This window comes from Streptomyces sp. CB03238, assembly GCF_002099185.1.
Classification (GTDB): Bacteria; Actinomycetota; Actinomycetes; order Streptomycetales; family Streptomycetaceae; genus Streptomyces.
The window spans coordinates 481,155-494,343 of sequence record NZ_NBCN01000007.1 but is presented as its reverse complement, the minus strand read 5'-3'; the positions used below and the strand labels follow the sequence as shown (position 1 = coordinate 494,343).

Annotated in this window: 14 protein-coding genes; 9 read left to right on the top strand and 5 right to left on the bottom strand. The window is 70.7% G+C overall.

Features of this window, described 5'->3' with window-relative positions:
* Nucleotides 1–24 precede the first annotated feature (24 nt).
* On the bottom strand, nt 25–549 hold the full coding sequence (locus BKD26_RS15375) for a sugar transferase (RefSeq protein ID WP_084898376.1): 525 nt from the start codon (nt 547–549) through the stop codon (nt 25–27).
* A 243-nt stretch (nt 550–792) separates the two neighbouring features.
* Here BKD26_RS15375 and dnaK point away from each other — a divergent pair, with 243 nt between their 5' ends.
* Genes dnaK through BKD26_RS15355 form a run of 4 tightly spaced genes read left to right on the top strand, consistent with a single transcriptional unit; the run spans nt 793 to nt 5,016 of the window.
* Nucleotides 793–2,646 carry a molecular chaperone DnaK gene (dnaK, locus tag BKD26_RS15370; protein ID WP_084898375.1) on the top strand — a complete coding sequence of 618 codons (1,854 nt, stop codon included), beginning with the start codon at nt 793–795 and terminating at the stop codon, nt 2,644–2,646.
* A complete protein-coding gene (gene grpE, locus BKD26_RS15365; protein WP_084898374.1) occupies nt 2,643–3,347 on the top strand; it encodes a nucleotide exchange factor GrpE in 705 nt (234 codons plus the stop codon). Before dnaK ends, grpE begins: the two co-directional genes overlap by 4 nt.
* Nucleotides 3,348–3,380: 33 nt before the next feature.
* Nucleotides 3,381–4,568 carry a molecular chaperone DnaJ gene (gene dnaJ / locus BKD26_RS15360; protein ID WP_084898373.1) on the top strand — a complete coding sequence of 396 codons (1,188 nt, stop codon included), beginning with the start codon at nt 3,381–3,383 and terminating at the stop codon, nt 4,566–4,568.
* Between the two features lies 1 nt (nt 4,569).
* Complete coding sequence (locus BKD26_RS15355; RefSeq protein ID WP_084898372.1) at nt 4,570–5,016, top strand: helix-turn-helix domain-containing protein; 447 nt, start codon at nt 4,570–4,572, stop codon at nt 5,014–5,016.
* Between the two features lie 94 nt (nt 5,017–5,110).
* On the opposite strand, the gene BKD26_RS15350 is transcribed toward BKD26_RS15355, so the two are convergent.
* Together BKD26_RS15350 and BKD26_RS15345 are read right to left on the bottom strand one after the other, a co-directional pair.
* Nucleotides 5,111–5,602 (bottom strand): hypothetical protein, encoded by a 492-nt coding sequence (locus tag BKD26_RS15350; RefSeq protein ID WP_084898371.1) that lies wholly within the window; start codon nt 5,600–5,602, stop codon nt 5,111–5,113.
* A gap of 2 nt (nt 5,603–5,604) precedes the next feature.
* Nucleotides 5,605–6,585: a helix-turn-helix transcriptional regulator gene (locus BKD26_RS15345; protein WP_084898370.1), complete on the bottom strand. Its 981-nt coding sequence runs from the start codon at nt 6,583–6,585 to the stop codon at nt 5,605–5,607.
* 431 nt (nt 6,586–7,016) lie between these two features.
* Here BKD26_RS15345 and BKD26_RS15335 point away from each other — a divergent pair, with 431 nt between their 5' ends.
* Nucleotides 7,017–7,334 (top strand): (2Fe-2S)-binding protein, encoded by a 318-nt coding sequence (locus BKD26_RS15335; RefSeq protein WP_073756807.1) that lies wholly within the window; start codon nt 7,017–7,019, stop codon nt 7,332–7,334.
* Nucleotides 7,335–7,581: 247 nt separating this feature from the next.
* Here BKD26_RS15335 and BKD26_RS15330 read toward each other — a convergent pair whose 3' ends face one another.
* Complete coding sequence (locus BKD26_RS15330) at nt 7,582–7,995, bottom strand: TIGR03618 family F420-dependent PPOX class oxidoreductase (protein WP_084898368.1); 414 nt, start codon at nt 7,993–7,995, stop codon at nt 7,582–7,584.
* Between the two features lie 121 nt (nt 7,996–8,116).
* Between BKD26_RS15330 and clpB the strand changes: the two genes are divergently transcribed.
* The 4 genes from clpB to BKD26_RS15310 all read left to right on the top strand — a co-directional run bounded on the left by clpB (nt 8,117) and on the right by BKD26_RS15310 (nt 11,908).
* Nucleotides 8,117–10,744 carry an ATP-dependent chaperone ClpB gene (clpB, locus tag BKD26_RS15325; RefSeq protein ID WP_084898367.1) on the top strand — a complete coding sequence of 876 codons (2,628 nt, stop codon included), beginning with the start codon at nt 8,117–8,119 and terminating at the stop codon, nt 10,742–10,744.
* Between the two features lie 24 nt (nt 10,745–10,768).
* Nucleotides 10,769–10,993: a hypothetical protein gene (locus BKD26_RS15320; protein WP_206603686.1), complete on the top strand. Its 225-nt coding sequence runs from the start codon at nt 10,769–10,771 to the stop codon at nt 10,991–10,993.
* The gene (locus tag BKD26_RS15315; protein ID WP_084898366.1) at nt 10,990–11,313 is read left to right on the top strand and encodes a type II toxin-antitoxin system PemK/MazF family toxin; all 324 of its coding nucleotides are present in this window, start codon (nt 10,990–10,992) and stop codon (nt 11,311–11,313) included. Before BKD26_RS15320 ends, BKD26_RS15315 begins: the two co-directional genes overlap by 4 nt.
* A gap of 67 nt (nt 11,314–11,380) precedes the next feature.
* Nucleotides 11,381–11,908 (top strand): YbjN domain-containing protein, encoded by a 528-nt coding sequence (locus tag BKD26_RS15310; protein WP_084898365.1) that lies wholly within the window; start codon nt 11,381–11,383, stop codon nt 11,906–11,908.
* Nucleotides 11,909–11,911: 3 nt separating this feature from the next.
* Here the strand turns inward: BKD26_RS15310 and BKD26_RS15305 are convergent, their stop codons facing one another.
* Entirely contained in the window at nt 11,912–13,030 is a 1,119-nt protein-coding gene (locus tag BKD26_RS15305) for a hypothetical protein (protein WP_084898515.1), read from the bottom strand.
* Nucleotides 13,031–13,189: the final 159 nt, after the last annotated feature.

The window sequence follows — 13,189 nt, the reverse complement described above, 5'->3', positions numbered from 1 at the left end:
TCAGTTCGTGCTGAGCGTACCCACTTAATCGGCCGCACTGTAGCCGCGCAGGCGGTGATCTGCGTCGCTCAGGCGAGCCTGACCCGCCACCCTCCGCAACGTACGCAGCAGGAGGGCGAGGTCCAGGCCGAGCCAGTGGTGCTCCACGTAGTGCTGGTCGAGCAGCAGCGGCTCGTCCCACGGCAGGGTGGAGGAGCGCCGGATCTGGGCCAGGCCGGTCAGCCCCGGCCTGACGCTGCGGCGCCAGGGGGCATCGGCGGCAGGGGTGCCGGGCGGCAGGGGCGCCGGGCCGACGAGCGACATCTCGCCGCGTACGACATGGGGCAGGCGGGAGAGCGCGTCGAGCCGGAAGCGGCGGACGGGCAGGTGGCGCAGGGTGAACGGCCGGCCGTCGAGACCGGTTCTCGTCTCCGTCACGAAGACGCCGCCGGGCGGGCATCTCAGGGCGGTGGCGACGGTGGCCGCGAGGAGCAGCGGCGCCGCCAGGGCGAGCAGGGCCGAGCCGAGGACCAGATCGAGGATGCGCTTGGGGTGGGGGGAGGGGCGCATGGGTACACACCTGACGACTTTGCGGCTAATGGCAGCTAATGCGGCTTTTGGTTCGTTGTCCAAACGATCGCACGGTGGTGTGTGAGGGGGTGGCGGTTCTCGGGTACGCGGCGGGTCGCGCCTTCGTTCCGCGCCGTCGCCCCGCGTATAAGTTGAGCGTAAGTGACTCAACTCTGTTGACTCTGGTCTGGCTGTCGTGCATCCTTGAGCCTGTTCCACTCAAGTCAGCTGGAGGAATCGAAAATGGCACGTGCGGTCGGCATCGACCTGGGCACGACTAACTCCGTCGTCAGCGTTCTGGAAGGCGGCGAGCCCACCGTCATCACCAACGCCGAGGGCGCCAGGACCACGCCGTCCGTCGTCGCCTTCGCCAAGAACGGCGAGGTGCTGGTCGGCGAGGTGGCCAAGCGTCAGGCGGTCACGAACGTCGACCGGACCATCCGGTCCGTCAAGCGTCACATGGGCACCGACTGGAAGATCGAGCTCGACGGGAAGAACTTCAACCCGCAGCAGATCAGCGCCTTCATCCTGCAGAAGCTGAAGCGCGACGCCGAGGCGTACCTGGGCGAGAAGGTCACCGACGCGGTGATCACCGTCCCGGCGTACTTCAACGACTCCGAGCGCCAGGCCACCAAGGAGGCCGGCGAGATCGCGGGCCTCAACGTCCTGCGCATCGTCAACGAGCCGACGGCCGCCGCCCTGGCGTACGGTCTCGACAAGGACGACCAGACCATCCTGGTCTTCGACCTCGGTGGCGGCACCTTCGACGTCTCGCTGCTGGAGATCGGCGACGGCGTCGTCGAGGTGAAGGCCACCAACGGTGACAACCACCTCGGTGGTGACGACTGGGACCAGCGCGTCGTCGAGTACCTGGTCAAGCAGTTCCAGTCCGGGCACGGCGTGGACCTGTCCAAGGACAAGATGGCCCTCCAGCGCCTCCGTGAGGCTGCCGAGAAGGCCAAGATCGAGCTGTCCTCGTCCACCGAGACCTCGATCAACCTGCCCTACATCACGGCGTCCGCCGAGGGCCCGCTGCACCTGGACGAGAAGCTCACGCGCGCCCAGTTCCAGCAGCTGACCGCCGACCTGCTGGAGCGCTGCAAGACCCCGTTCCACAACGTCATCAAGGACGCGGGCATCGCCCTCTCCGAGATCGACCACGTCGTTCTCGTCGGTGGCTCCACCCGTATGCCCGCCGTCGCCGAGCTCGTCAAGGAGCTGACCGGCGGTCGCGAGGCCAACAAGGGTGTGAACCCGGACGAGGTCGTCGCCATCGGCGCCGCCCTCCAGGCCGGTGTCCTCAAGGGCGAGGTCAAGGACGTCCTGCTCCTCGACGTGACCCCGCTGTCCCTCGGCATCGAGACCAAGGGCGGCATCATGACCAAGCTGATCGAGCGCAACACGACGATCCCGACGAAGCGCTCGGAGATCTTCACGACGGCGGAGGACAACCAGCCGTCGGTCCAGATCCAGGTCTACCAGGGCGAGCGCGAGATCGCGGCGTACAACAAGAAGCTCGGCATGTTCGAGCTGACGGGCCTGCCGCCGGCCCCGCGCGGCGTCCCGCAGATCGAGGTCGCCTTCGACATCGACGCCAACGGCATCATGCACGTGACCGCCAAGGACCTCGGCACGGGCAAGGAGCAGAAGATGACCGTCACCGGCGGCTCCTCGCTGCCGAAGGACGAGGTCGACCGGATGCGTGAGGAGGCCGAGCGGTACGCGGAGGAGGACCACAAGCGCCGCGAGGCCGCCGAGACCCGCAACCAGGGCGAGCAGCTCGTCTACCAGACGGAGAAGTTCCTCAAGGACAACGAGGACAAGGTTCCGGGCGACGTCAAGACCGAGGTCGAGACGGCGGTGAACGAGCTCAAGGAGAAGCTGAAGGGCGAGGGCACCGCCGAGATCCGCACCGCCACGGAGAAGGTCGCGGCCGTCTCCCAGAAGCTCGGCCAGGCCATGTACGCGGACGCCCAGGCCGCGGGCGGAGCCGCCGGTGCCGGTGAGGCCCCGGGTGCCGCCCAGGGTGCCGCCGCTGACGACGATGTCGTCGACGCCGAGATCGTCGACGACGAGAAGCCGAAGGGGGCCGCATGACGGAGGAGACCCCGGGCTTCGAGGAGAAGCCCGACGTCCCCTCCGGCGCCACGCCTGATGACGCCGCCGAAGCCGCCGCCGCCACTCCCTCCGCGAACCCCGCGGAGGAGGGCCCGGCGGCCCCGGCAGGGGACGCGACCGCACAGATCGCCGGCCTGACGGCCCAGCTGGACCAGGCCCGCACCGCGCTCGGCGAGCGCACCGCGGACCTCCAGCGGCTCCAGGCCGAGTACCAGAACTACCGCCGCCGGGTCGAGCGCGACCGGGCCACGGTCAAGGAGATCGCCGTCGCGAACCTCCTGACCGAGCTCCTGCCGGTGCTCGACGACATCGGCCGCGCCCGTGAGCACGGCGAGCTGGTGGGCGGCTTCAAGTCGGTGGCCGAATCGCTGGAGACGGTCGCCGCCAAGCTGGGCCTGCAGCAGTTCGGCAAGGAGGGCGAGCCCTTCGACCCGACGATCCACGAGGCGCTGATGCACTCGTACGCACCGGACGTCACCGAGACGACCTGCGTCGCGATCCTGCAGCCGGGGTATCGCATCGGCGAGCGGACCATCAGGCCCGCGCGCGTCGCGGTGGCCGAGCCCCAGCCGGGGGCGGCACCGGCGGCCCCAGCGGCCCAGGCCCAGGCCACCGAGGCGCCCAAGGAAGAGCAGCAGAAGTCGGCCGACGAGGAGAGCGGTGGCCCCGAGGAGGGCTGACGCATTGACCGGTCATCGGGAGGAGGGACGTCGATGAGCACGAAGGACTTCGTGGAGAAGGACTACTACAAGGTTCTCGGCGTCCCCAAGGACGCCACCGAGGCCGAGATCAAGAAGGCGTACCGGAAGCTCGCCCGCGAGTTCCACCCGGACGCCAACAAGGGCGACGCGGGCGCGGAGGCGCGCTTCAAGGAGATCTCCGAGGCGAACGACATCCTCGGCGACCCCAAGAAGCGCAAGGAGTACGACGACGCCCGCGCCCTGTTCGGCAACGGTGGCTTCCGCGCCGGTCCCGGCGGCGGAGCCGGCGGCACGTTCAACTTCGACCTGGGCGACCTCTTCGGCGGCGCCCAGGGCGGAGCCGGTGGTGCCGGTGGTGCCGGTGGCTTCGGCGGGGGCCTCGGGGACGTGTTCGGCGGCCTGTTCAACCGGGGCGGCGCGGGCACCCGCACCCAGCCGCGCCGGGGCCAGGACATCGAGTCCGAGGTGACGCTCAGCTTCACCGAGGCGGTGGACGGGGCCACGGTCCCGCTGCGGATGTCCAGCCAGCAGCCCTGCAAGGCCTGTTCGGGCACCGGCGACAAGAACGGCACGCCCCGGGTGTGCCCGACCTGTGTCGGCACCGGCCAGGTCTCGCGCGGCGGCAGCGGCTCCTTCTCGCTGACCGACCCGTGCGTGGACTGCAAGGGCCGCGGGCTCATCGCCCAGGACCCGTGCGACGTCTGCCACGGTAGCGGCCGCGCCAAGTCGTCCCGCACCATGCAGGTCCGCATCCCCGCGGGCGTCTCCGACGGGCAGCGCATCCGGCTGCGCGGCAAGGGCGCGCCCGGCGAGCGGGGCGGCCCGGCCGGCGACCTGTACGTGGTCGTGCACGTCGACGCCCACCCGGTCTTCGGCCGCAAGGGCGACAACCTGACCGTCACGGTGCCCGTCACGTTCGACGAGGCGGCCCTCGGCGGCGAGATCAGGGTGCCGACCCTCGGCGGGCCTCCGGTCACGCTGAAGATCCCGGCCGGCACGCCCAACGGCCGCACCATGCGCGCCCGTGGCAAGGGCGCGGTCCGCAAGGACGGCACGCGCGGGGACCTGCTCGTCACGGTCGAGGTGGCCGTGCCCAAGGACCTGAGCGACAAGGCGCGCGAGGCGCTCGAAACGTACCGGGAGGCCACGGCGGGTGAGGACCCGCGGGCCGAGCTGTTCCAGGCCGCGAAGGGGGCTTGAGATGGACGGACGCCGTCGTAATCCGTACGAGCTGACCGACGAGACACCGGTGTACGTCATCTCGGTGGCGGCCCAGCTCAGCGGGCTGCACCCGCAGACCCTGCGCCAGTACGACCGGCTGGGCCTGGTCTCGCCGGACCGTACGGCCGGGCGGGGCCGGCGCTACTCGGCCCGCGACATCGAACTGCTGCGGCAGGTGCAGCAGTTGTCGCAGGACGAGGGCATCAACCTGGCGGGCATCAAGCGGATCATCGAGCTGGAGAACCAGGTCGCCGCCCTCCAGGCCCGGGTCGCCGAGCTGACGGCGGCGGTCGAGGGCGCGTCGGCGGCGATGCGGCAGCGCGAGGCCCAGGTGCACGCCTCGTACCGGCGCGACCTGGTGCCGTACCAGGACGTGCAGCAGGCGAGCGCGCTGGTGGTGTGGCGTCCGCCCAAGCGCGGCGAGTGACACACGTGGTGAGGCCCCTTCCGTTCCGGCGGAAGGGGCCTTCCGTCCGTACGGGCGCGGTCGAGGTCACGCCCTGGGCGCCGTACGACCGGACCTAGGGGATCAGCTCGGTCACGGCGTCCAGGGTGGTTTCCCACAGCGGCCGGGCGCCCGTCCCGAAGGCCGCCGCCAGGGCGGTGCCCACCGCGACGTCCTGGGCCAGTACCTTGGCGTCCCCGTCCCAGTCGGCGGTGACGCGGCCGTTGCCGGAGGACTCCAGCTCGCCGAGCCGTCGGCCGTCGCGCAGCAGCCGGCTCTCCTCGCCCCCGCACGGCACGAGCCGGTAACGGGCGTCACCCACGCGGGCGTCGACGCGGTAGGAGCGGCGTGACAGCCGCCCCTTGGCGGGCGAGATCCTGGCCGGCCGCCCGTCGACGGTGAGCGTCAGCAGGGCCGGGTCGCGGGTGCCGATCGGGATGTGCGGGTCGGGCTCCGTGCCGGGCGCGCGGACGAGCCGTACGTGCGGGAGGCCCGGGCCCCTGACGTCGAGCGTGCCGGCACCGGACCGCAGACTGACGGAAGGCGTGGTGGGGACGTGGTCGCGCATGGTCAGTGGTCCTGCTCCAGGATGCCGGACTGGGCGATCAGGTACCCCAGTTGCGCGCGGCTGCCGCTGCCGAGGACGGACGCCAGCTTGGCGATGTGGGCGCGGCAGGTCCGTACGTTCATGCCGAGGCGGCGGGCGATCGCCTCGTCGACATGGCCCTCGACGAGGAGCTTGGCGATGGAGCGCTGGACGCCGCTGATGCCGTCCGACTTCAGGTCGTACGGGATCTCCTCGTTGATCGGCACGGCCAGCTGCCAGAACTGGTCGAAGACCCCCGCGAGGTAGGCGACCAGACCGGGGTGGCGCAGTTCCAGGGCCACTTGACGGTCACTGCGCGCCGGTACGAAGGCGACTTCGCGGTCGACGATGATCAGCCGGTCGATGATCTGCTCCAGGGTGCGCACCTGCACCTCGGGTCCCACGTGTTCCAGGTACGTCAGCGTCAACTCGGTGTGCCGGGCCGTGTGCTGGTAGAGCGTGCGCATCCGGATGCCCCGGCCGAGCAGCGGCCGTACGCGGCGCAGCGCCTCGCTCAGCCCGTGGGCGGGGCGTCCGCCGCCCGGCTGGACGGTCAGCAGCTCCTTCTCGCAGCCGGCGACGACGCGGTCCAGCGTCGCGTTGATCCGGCTCAGGCCCTCCAGCACGGTGATGGCGTGCGTGGTGGGCGCGTTCTGGGCGCTGATCGCCATGAATGGCTCGAACGCGTCGGACAGTTCGACGGTGAGACGTCTACGCTCCAGGATCTCGCGCTCGATGGGCTGGAGCAGCTGCGCCAGGGCCGAGGAGGGCGGGACGGGACGGAGCCACTGGGCGTCGTCCGGGTCGGGGTGCAGGAGCGCCAGGTCGAGGAGGCACGGCACCTCATCCGCCTCTGACCGGGGTATTCGTCCGCTGCGCAAGGCGTTGGCGTAGAGCTCCGAACCCGCCTCGCACAACTCCGCGTGGGAATGGGGGTGGCCAGGCTCGTCCGGTTTTGCGCTCATCTGTACACCCCCAGGCTCCTGCATCTCAGGAACATGATGCCTGTCGTAGGTGGTGGAAGCGTGGAGAGTGAGCAATCGTCGTAGCCGCGGGGGTTGGAAAGAGACGTTGCCTTCAAGTGAGGTTGCTCGGTGATGACGAAGAGACTCATACGCGCAGTGGTTGCCAGTGCGTTCATCGCTGTCGGCGCGGTAGGGGTTCTGGGGGCGGCCGAGGGTCAGGACTCGCAGGCGGCTCCCGGCACCGGAACCACCACGCAGGACCCCGGCTGGACCGCCGCGCCCGCCACGTCGGGCCTGGTCGTGAACGACCCCTCGTGGACCGCCGTACCCGTCAGGTCGGGTACGGCCGTCGCACAGGACCCAAGTTGGACCGCCGCGCCCGCCGGGTCGGGCCTGGCGGAGAATGACCCCAGCTGGACCCGCGTCGGCGCATGAACGTTCCCGACGACTCGCGCTTCCGGCGCGAGATGGCATCTGCTTACCGGTCCGGGTGGCATTTCATCGACCTCGTCACAGCTGTGCCGCACAGTGGCGATTCGTTGATGGTCACCCTCTTCGGGGAGCCGATCGTCATCACGCGCGGAGACGACGAGGACATCCGAGCCTACCGATGCCTTCGGCGGCCCCGCGGAGCTCCGCAGCCCGTCCGATGTGCCATCCGGTACGGCATGATTTTCGTCAACCTCGACCAGCGTGACCACCAGCTGGTCGAGCCGGAGACCACCACCGCCACCCCCCGCAGCGCCTGAGCGATTCCCCCGTCGTTGTAAATCGCCCAGGTGCTTCCCCCACACAGCGGCGCCATCGTGGACCTGAACACGATGGCGCCGCTGTGCTGTGCGTACACGTGCTGTGCGTGCACGTGCTGTGCGTGCACGTGCTGTGCGTGCACGTGCTGTGCGTACACGCGCTGTGCGTACACGCGCTGTGCGTACACGTGCTGTGCGTACACGCGCTGTGCGCGCGCAGCGATGCTCTGTCCGCCCGGCTCGGGCGCTACGCCCGCCCCATCGCCCGCGTCAGGGCGATCTCGATGACGACCCGGTCCGGGTTCGGCGTCGGCGTGCGGCCGTAGCGGGCCGCGTAGCGCTCGACCGCGTCCGCGACGGCCTCCGGCTCCGTACGGACCGTCGCGACGCCCTCCAGCGTCGCCCAGCGCCCCTTGTCGACCTGGCACACCGCCACCCGCGCGCCCTCGGGGCCCGCCGCCAGGACGTTGGCGACCTTGTGGCTGTGCTTGTTGGTGATCACCCGGGCGATGCCCTTCTCGCCGCCCTCGGGGTCGTACGTCACGCCCACCGCCACCACGTGCGGGGTGCCGTCCGGACGGGGCGTGGTCAGGGTGCACATGTGGTACTCGCGCCAGAAGCCGAGATACGAGTCGCCGGGGTTACGGGGGTCGATGGCCATGCCCGCGAACCTACCGGCGACGGGTGTCGCCAACCACCTTGAGTGGAATAGACTCAACTTTGCAGACGTTGGACGAGTCATAGTAGTGGGACCCCGCAGCAACGAGGAGGAGAGACCGCCCGTGGACGCCGAGCTGACCAACAAGAGCCGGGATGCGCTGAATGCCGCGACCAGCCGCGCCTTGTCCGAAGGACACCCGGACCTGACCCCCGCGCACCTGCTGCTCGCGCTGCTCGCGGGCCAGGACAACGAGAACATCACCGACCTGCTCGCCGCCGTCGAGGCCGACCAGGCCGCCGTACGGTCCGGGGCCGAGCAGGTGCTCGCCGCGCAGCCCAGCGTCACCGGCTCCACCGTCGCCCCGCCGCAGCCCAACCGCGAGATGCTCGCCGTGATCGCCGACGCCTCGCAGCGCGCCAAGGGGCTGGGCGACGAGTACCTGTCGACCGAGCACCTGCTCATCGGCATCGCCGCCAAGGGCGGCCGGGCCGGCGAGGTGCTGGAGCGGCAGGGCGCGAGTGCGAAGAAGCTGCTGGAAGCGTTCGAGAAGGCGAGGGGAGGGCGCCGCGTGACCACACCGGACCCGGAGGGCCAGTACAAGGCGCTGGAGAAGTTCGGCACGGACTTCACGGCCGCCGCCCGCGAGGGCAAGCTGGACCCGGTCATCGGCCGGGACCAGGAGATCCGCCGCGTCGTACAGGTGCTGTCCCGCCGGACCAAGAACAACCCGGTGCTCATCGGCGAGCCCGGCGTCGGCAAGACCGCCGTCGTCGAGGGCCTCGCCCAGCGCATCGTCAAGGGCGACGTCCCGGAGAGCCTGAAGAACAAGCGTCTGGTCGCGCTCGACCTCGGCGCGATGGTCGCGGGCGCCAAGTACCGGGGCGAGTTCGAGGAGCGGCTGAAGACCGTCCTGTCCGAGATCAAGGCCAGCGACGGCCAGATCGTCACGTTCATCGACGAGCTGCACACGGTCGTCGGCGCGGGCGCCGGCGGCGACTCCGCCATGGACGCCGGCAACATGCTCAAGCCGATGCTCGCCCGCGGCGAGCTGCGCATGGTCGGCGCGACGACCCTCGACGAGTACCGCGAGCGCATCGAGAAGGACCCCGCCCTGGAGCGCCGCTTCCAGCAGGTCCTGGTGGCCGAGCCGAGCGTGGAGGACACCATCGCGATCCTCCGCGGCCTCAAGGGCCGGTACGAGGCCCACCACAAGGTCCAGATCGCCGACTCCGCGCTCGTGGCCGCCGCCACGCTCTCGGACCGGTACATCACCTCCCGCTTCCTGCCCGACAAGGCCATCGACCTCGTCGACGAGGCCGCGTCCCGGCTGCGTATGGAGATCGACTCCTCGCCGGTCGAGATCGACGAACTCCAGCGCGCCGTCGACCGCCTCCGCATGGAGGAGCTGGCGCTGAAGAACGAGTCCGACCCCGCCTCCGTACAGCGCCTGGAGAAGCTGCGCCGCGACCTCGCCGACAAGGAGGAGGAGCTGCGCGGCCTGACCGCACGCTGGGAGAAGGAGAAGCAGGGCCTCAACCGCGTCGGTGAGCTCAAGGAGCAGCTCGACGACCTGCGTGGCCAGGCCGAGCGCGCCCAGCGCGACGGCGACTTCGACACCGCCTCCAAGCTGCTGTACGGCGAGATCCCGGCCGTGGAGCGGGAGCTGGAGGCGGCCAGCGAGGCCGAGCAGGAGGCCGCCAAGAGTGGTGACATGAAAAGCAGCATGGTCAAGGACGAGGTCGGCGCGGACGACATCGCCGACGTCGTCGGCTCCTGGACCGGCATCCCGGCCGGGCGGCTGCTGGAGGGCGAGACGCAGAAGCTGCTGCGGATGGAGGACGAGATCGGCCGCCGCCTGATCGGCCAGACCGAGGCCGTACGGGCGGTGTCGGACGCCGTGCGCCGCACCCGCGCCGGGATCTCCGACCCGGACCGGCCCACCGGCTCGTTCCTCTTCCTCGGCCCGACCGGTGTCGGCAAGACCGAGCTGGCCAAGGCCCTGGCGGACTTCCTCTTCGACGACGAGCGGGCCATGGTCCGCATCGACATGAGCGAGTACGGCGAGAAGCACAGCGTCGCCCGGCTCGTCGGCGCGCCTCCCGGCTACGTCGGGTACGAGGAGGGCGGCCAGCTGACGGAGGCGGTGCGCCGCCGCCCGTACAGCGTGGTGCTGCTGGACGAGGTGGAGAAGGCCCACCCGGAGGTCTTCGACATCCTGCTCCAGGTGCTGGACGACGGCCGCCTGACCGACGGTCAGGGCCGTACGGTCGACTTCCGCAACACCATCCTCATCCTGACCTCCAACCTGGGCAGCCAGTTCTTGAGTCAGCACAGCCTGATGGACCCGGTGACCCCGGAGGAGCAGAAGAAGGAGCGGGTGCTGGAGTCGGTGCGGGCCTCCTTCAAGCCGGAGTTCCTCAACCGCCTCGACGACATCGTCGTCTTCTCGGCCCTCGACCGGGACCAGCTCGCCCACATCGCCCGGCTCCAGATCGACCGCCTCGCCGCCCGCCTCGCCGAGCGCCGGCTCACCCTGGACGTCACCCCGGAGGCCCTGGAATGGCTCGCCGTCGAGGGCTTCGACCCGGCGTACGGCGCCCGCCCGCTGCGCCGCCTGGTCCAGACGGCCATCGGCGACCGCCTCGCCAAGGAGATCCTCGCGGGCGAGGTCACGGACGGCGACACCGTGCGCGTGGAGCGGGTCGGGGACGGGCTGGTCGTGGGGGCGGTGACCGACAAGGCTGTGTAATACGTTTTGCGATACGCTGTCTCCATGGGAACTCTCAACGTCCGCACGGACGAGGCCATGGAGACAGCCATAAGGACACTGGCCGAGGAGTACGGCTCGCGCACCGAGGCCGTGCGGTACGCGCTGCTGCGTACGTACAAGGAGAAACTGATCGAGCAGGCGAAGGCAGACGCGGCCCGCGCGGAGGCCGACCCTGTCGACCAGGCGGAGATGCTCGCGATCCAGCGCTTCATGGGCGTCGCTGAATGATCTTCCGGGGGGCGATCCACGAGATCAAGGCGACGCCCGGCGCACGCGGGCATGAGCAGCAGGGCAACCGCTATGCCGTAGTGATCCAGTCCGATCAGTTCGCGACCTCGCTGGTGACGATCGCCATGACCTCGGCCAGCGCTGTGCCGACCGTCTACCGGCCGGAGATCGAGTTCGACGGGCAGGTGACGCGGATCCTGACCGATCAGATCTACTCCGTCGATCCGGCCGTCCGCTTCGGCGCTTTCAAGGGCGCCCTGGAAGCCCACGAGCTCATGGATCTCGACCGGGCCCTGATGCTCAAGCTCGGGCTTTTCTGAGCGCCGCTTGCCACCTCCCGCCCGGCATGGGAGAGGATGGCAGGAATCGTACGAAGGGAAATTCACGGTGAGCATCGACCCGGCCTCCATTCCGAACTTCGGTGGGCAGCCCGAGCCCCAGCAGGCCGCAGGACCGGCGGGCCCCGTCGTCCCGGACCAGGACCTCGTCAAGCAGCTCCTGGAGCAGATGGAGCTCAAGTACGTCGTCGACGACGAGGGTGACCTCGCGGCGCCGTGGGAGGAGTTCCGCACGTACTTCATGTTCCGTGGCGAGGACGAGCAGCAGGTCTTCTCGGTGCGGACCTTCTACGACCGCCCGCACCCGGTCGAGAACCGCGCGCAGATCCTGGAGACGATCGACGACTGGAACCGCCGCACCCTGTGGCCCAAGGTCTACACGCACCTCCACGAGGACGAGCAGGGCGGCGCGACCGTGCGGCTCATCGGTGAGGCGCAGATGCTCATCGGCACCGGCGTCAGCCTGGAGCACTTCGTGCAGTCGACGGTCAGCTGGGTGCGCGCGTCGATCGAGTTCGACAAGTGGCTCGTGGAGCAGTTCGGCCTGGAGCCGTCCGAGGGCGACGAAGAGGCCTGAGCCTCACAGCGCCATCGGGGCGAGCGCCAGCAGATACGTCCCGTAGCCGAACGACAGCCCGGCCAGGGCGGCGACCACCACGGCCGCCGCCCTCGGCCGGGCTCTGCGCAGCGCGCACGCGAGGGGCAGCAGCAGCGGGAACGCCGGCAGCAGGAAGCGCGGCTTCGACTCGAAGAACCCCGACCCGCCCACCGCGATCACCACCAGCACCGCCGTGTACACCAGCAGCGGCAGCGGCGGCCGCTCCAGCACGAGCAGCGCGAACAGCACGACCCCGACGGCCGTGAGCGCCAGCGCCACGGTGAAGCCGAGGTCCATCGGCCTGGTCACCACCGTGCGTACGAAGCCGAAGGTGCCCACCCCGAAGTCGAACCGCGACGTCCAGCCCGCCTGCACCGCGAAGTACCCGCCCAGCGGATCGCCCTTGCGCACCCCCACCCACAGCAGGTAGCCCACCCAGCCGGCCGGCGCCACCGCCGCACCCACCCACGCCCGCCGGTCGCCCCGGTCGCGCGCCAGGGCGCAGGCGGCCGTCACCACCACCGCCGCCGCCACCGCGATCCCGTTCGGCCGGGCCGCCCCCGCCAGCGCCGCCAGCGCGCCCGCCCACAGCCAGCGGCGGGTGAGGACGGCGTACAGCGACCAGGCCGCGAACGCCGTCAGCACCGGTTCCGTGTACGCCATGGACAGCACGATCGAGTGCGGCAGCAGGCCCCACAGCAGCACCAGCGTGGTCGCCACGCCCCGCCCGTACAGCCGCTCGCCGAGCAGGAAGATCCCCCACGCGGCCGCCCCTGCCGCCGCCCAGGACACCAGCAGCCCCGCCGTCCCGCCCTCCAGCGGCAGCACGGTCGTCACCGCCCGCACGAGCGCCGGGTAGAGCGGGAAGAACGCCAGGTCGGACTGGACGGTGCCGTCCGGCCAGTACAGGGTTGTGCCGTAGCCGTACGCGGCGATCCCCAGGTACCAGTCGGAGTCCCAGGACATGGCCAGCAGGGCGCGCGGCGAGCGGCCGGTGTGCCACGCCCACAGCGCCATCACCAGCATCCCGGTGAGCCGGGCGGCGGCGAACAGGCCCAGCGCCGGTGCCGCGCGGTGCAACGCCGCCAGTGGGCGCGGCACCGGGCGGGCGCGGGAGGCTGTCACGTGGTCGAAGGTCTCGGCGGACAGGGGGCACCTCCGTGCGCGCGTGAGCGGTCACCCCGACCTTGGGCGCCGCCCGCGCCCGGCGCGAGTGCTGGCAGCCCGCCCGGGTGGTCCCCGCCGCCAGGCCGCCGCACG

What these genes read in the sequence shown, in the direction of transcription:
- BKD26_RS15320 (WP_206603686.1), top strand. Translation starts at nt 10,769, where the DNA reads ATGGGAACTCTCAACGTCCGCACGGACGAGGCCATGGAGACAGCCATA.
- BKD26_RS15315 (WP_084898366.1), top strand. Translation starts at nt 10,990, where the DNA reads ATGATCTTCCGGGGGGCGATCCACGAGATCAAGGCGACGCCCGGCGCA.
- dnaK (WP_084898375.1), top strand. Translation starts at nt 793, where the DNA reads ATGGCACGTGCGGTCGGCATCGACCTGGGCACGACTAACTCCGTCGTC.
- BKD26_RS15375 (WP_084898376.1), bottom strand. Translation starts at nt 549, where the DNA reads ATGCGCCCCTCCCCCCACCCCAAGCGCATCCTCGATCTGGTCCTCGGC.
- BKD26_RS15350 (WP_084898371.1), bottom strand. Translation starts at nt 5,602, where the DNA reads ATGCGCGACCACGTCCCCACCACGCCTTCCGTCAGTCTGCGGTCCGGT.
- BKD26_RS15345 (WP_084898370.1), bottom strand. Translation starts at nt 6,585, where the DNA reads ATGAGCGCAAAACCGGACGAGCCTGGCCACCCCCATTCCCACGCGGAG.
- BKD26_RS15355 (WP_084898372.1), top strand. Translation starts at nt 4,570, where the DNA reads ATGGACGGACGCCGTCGTAATCCGTACGAGCTGACCGACGAGACACCG.
- dnaJ (WP_084898373.1), top strand. Translation starts at nt 3,381, where the DNA reads ATGAGCACGAAGGACTTCGTGGAGAAGGACTACTACAAGGTTCTCGGC.
- BKD26_RS15335 (WP_073756807.1), top strand. Translation starts at nt 7,017, where the DNA reads ATGAACGTTCCCGACGACTCGCGCTTCCGGCGCGAGATGGCATCTGCT.
- grpE (WP_084898374.1), top strand. Translation starts at nt 2,643, where the DNA reads ATGACGGAGGAGACCCCGGGCTTCGAGGAGAAGCCCGACGTCCCCTCC.
- BKD26_RS15330 (WP_084898368.1), bottom strand. Translation starts at nt 7,995, where the DNA reads ATGGCCATCGACCCCCGTAACCCCGGCGACTCGTATCTCGGCTTCTGG.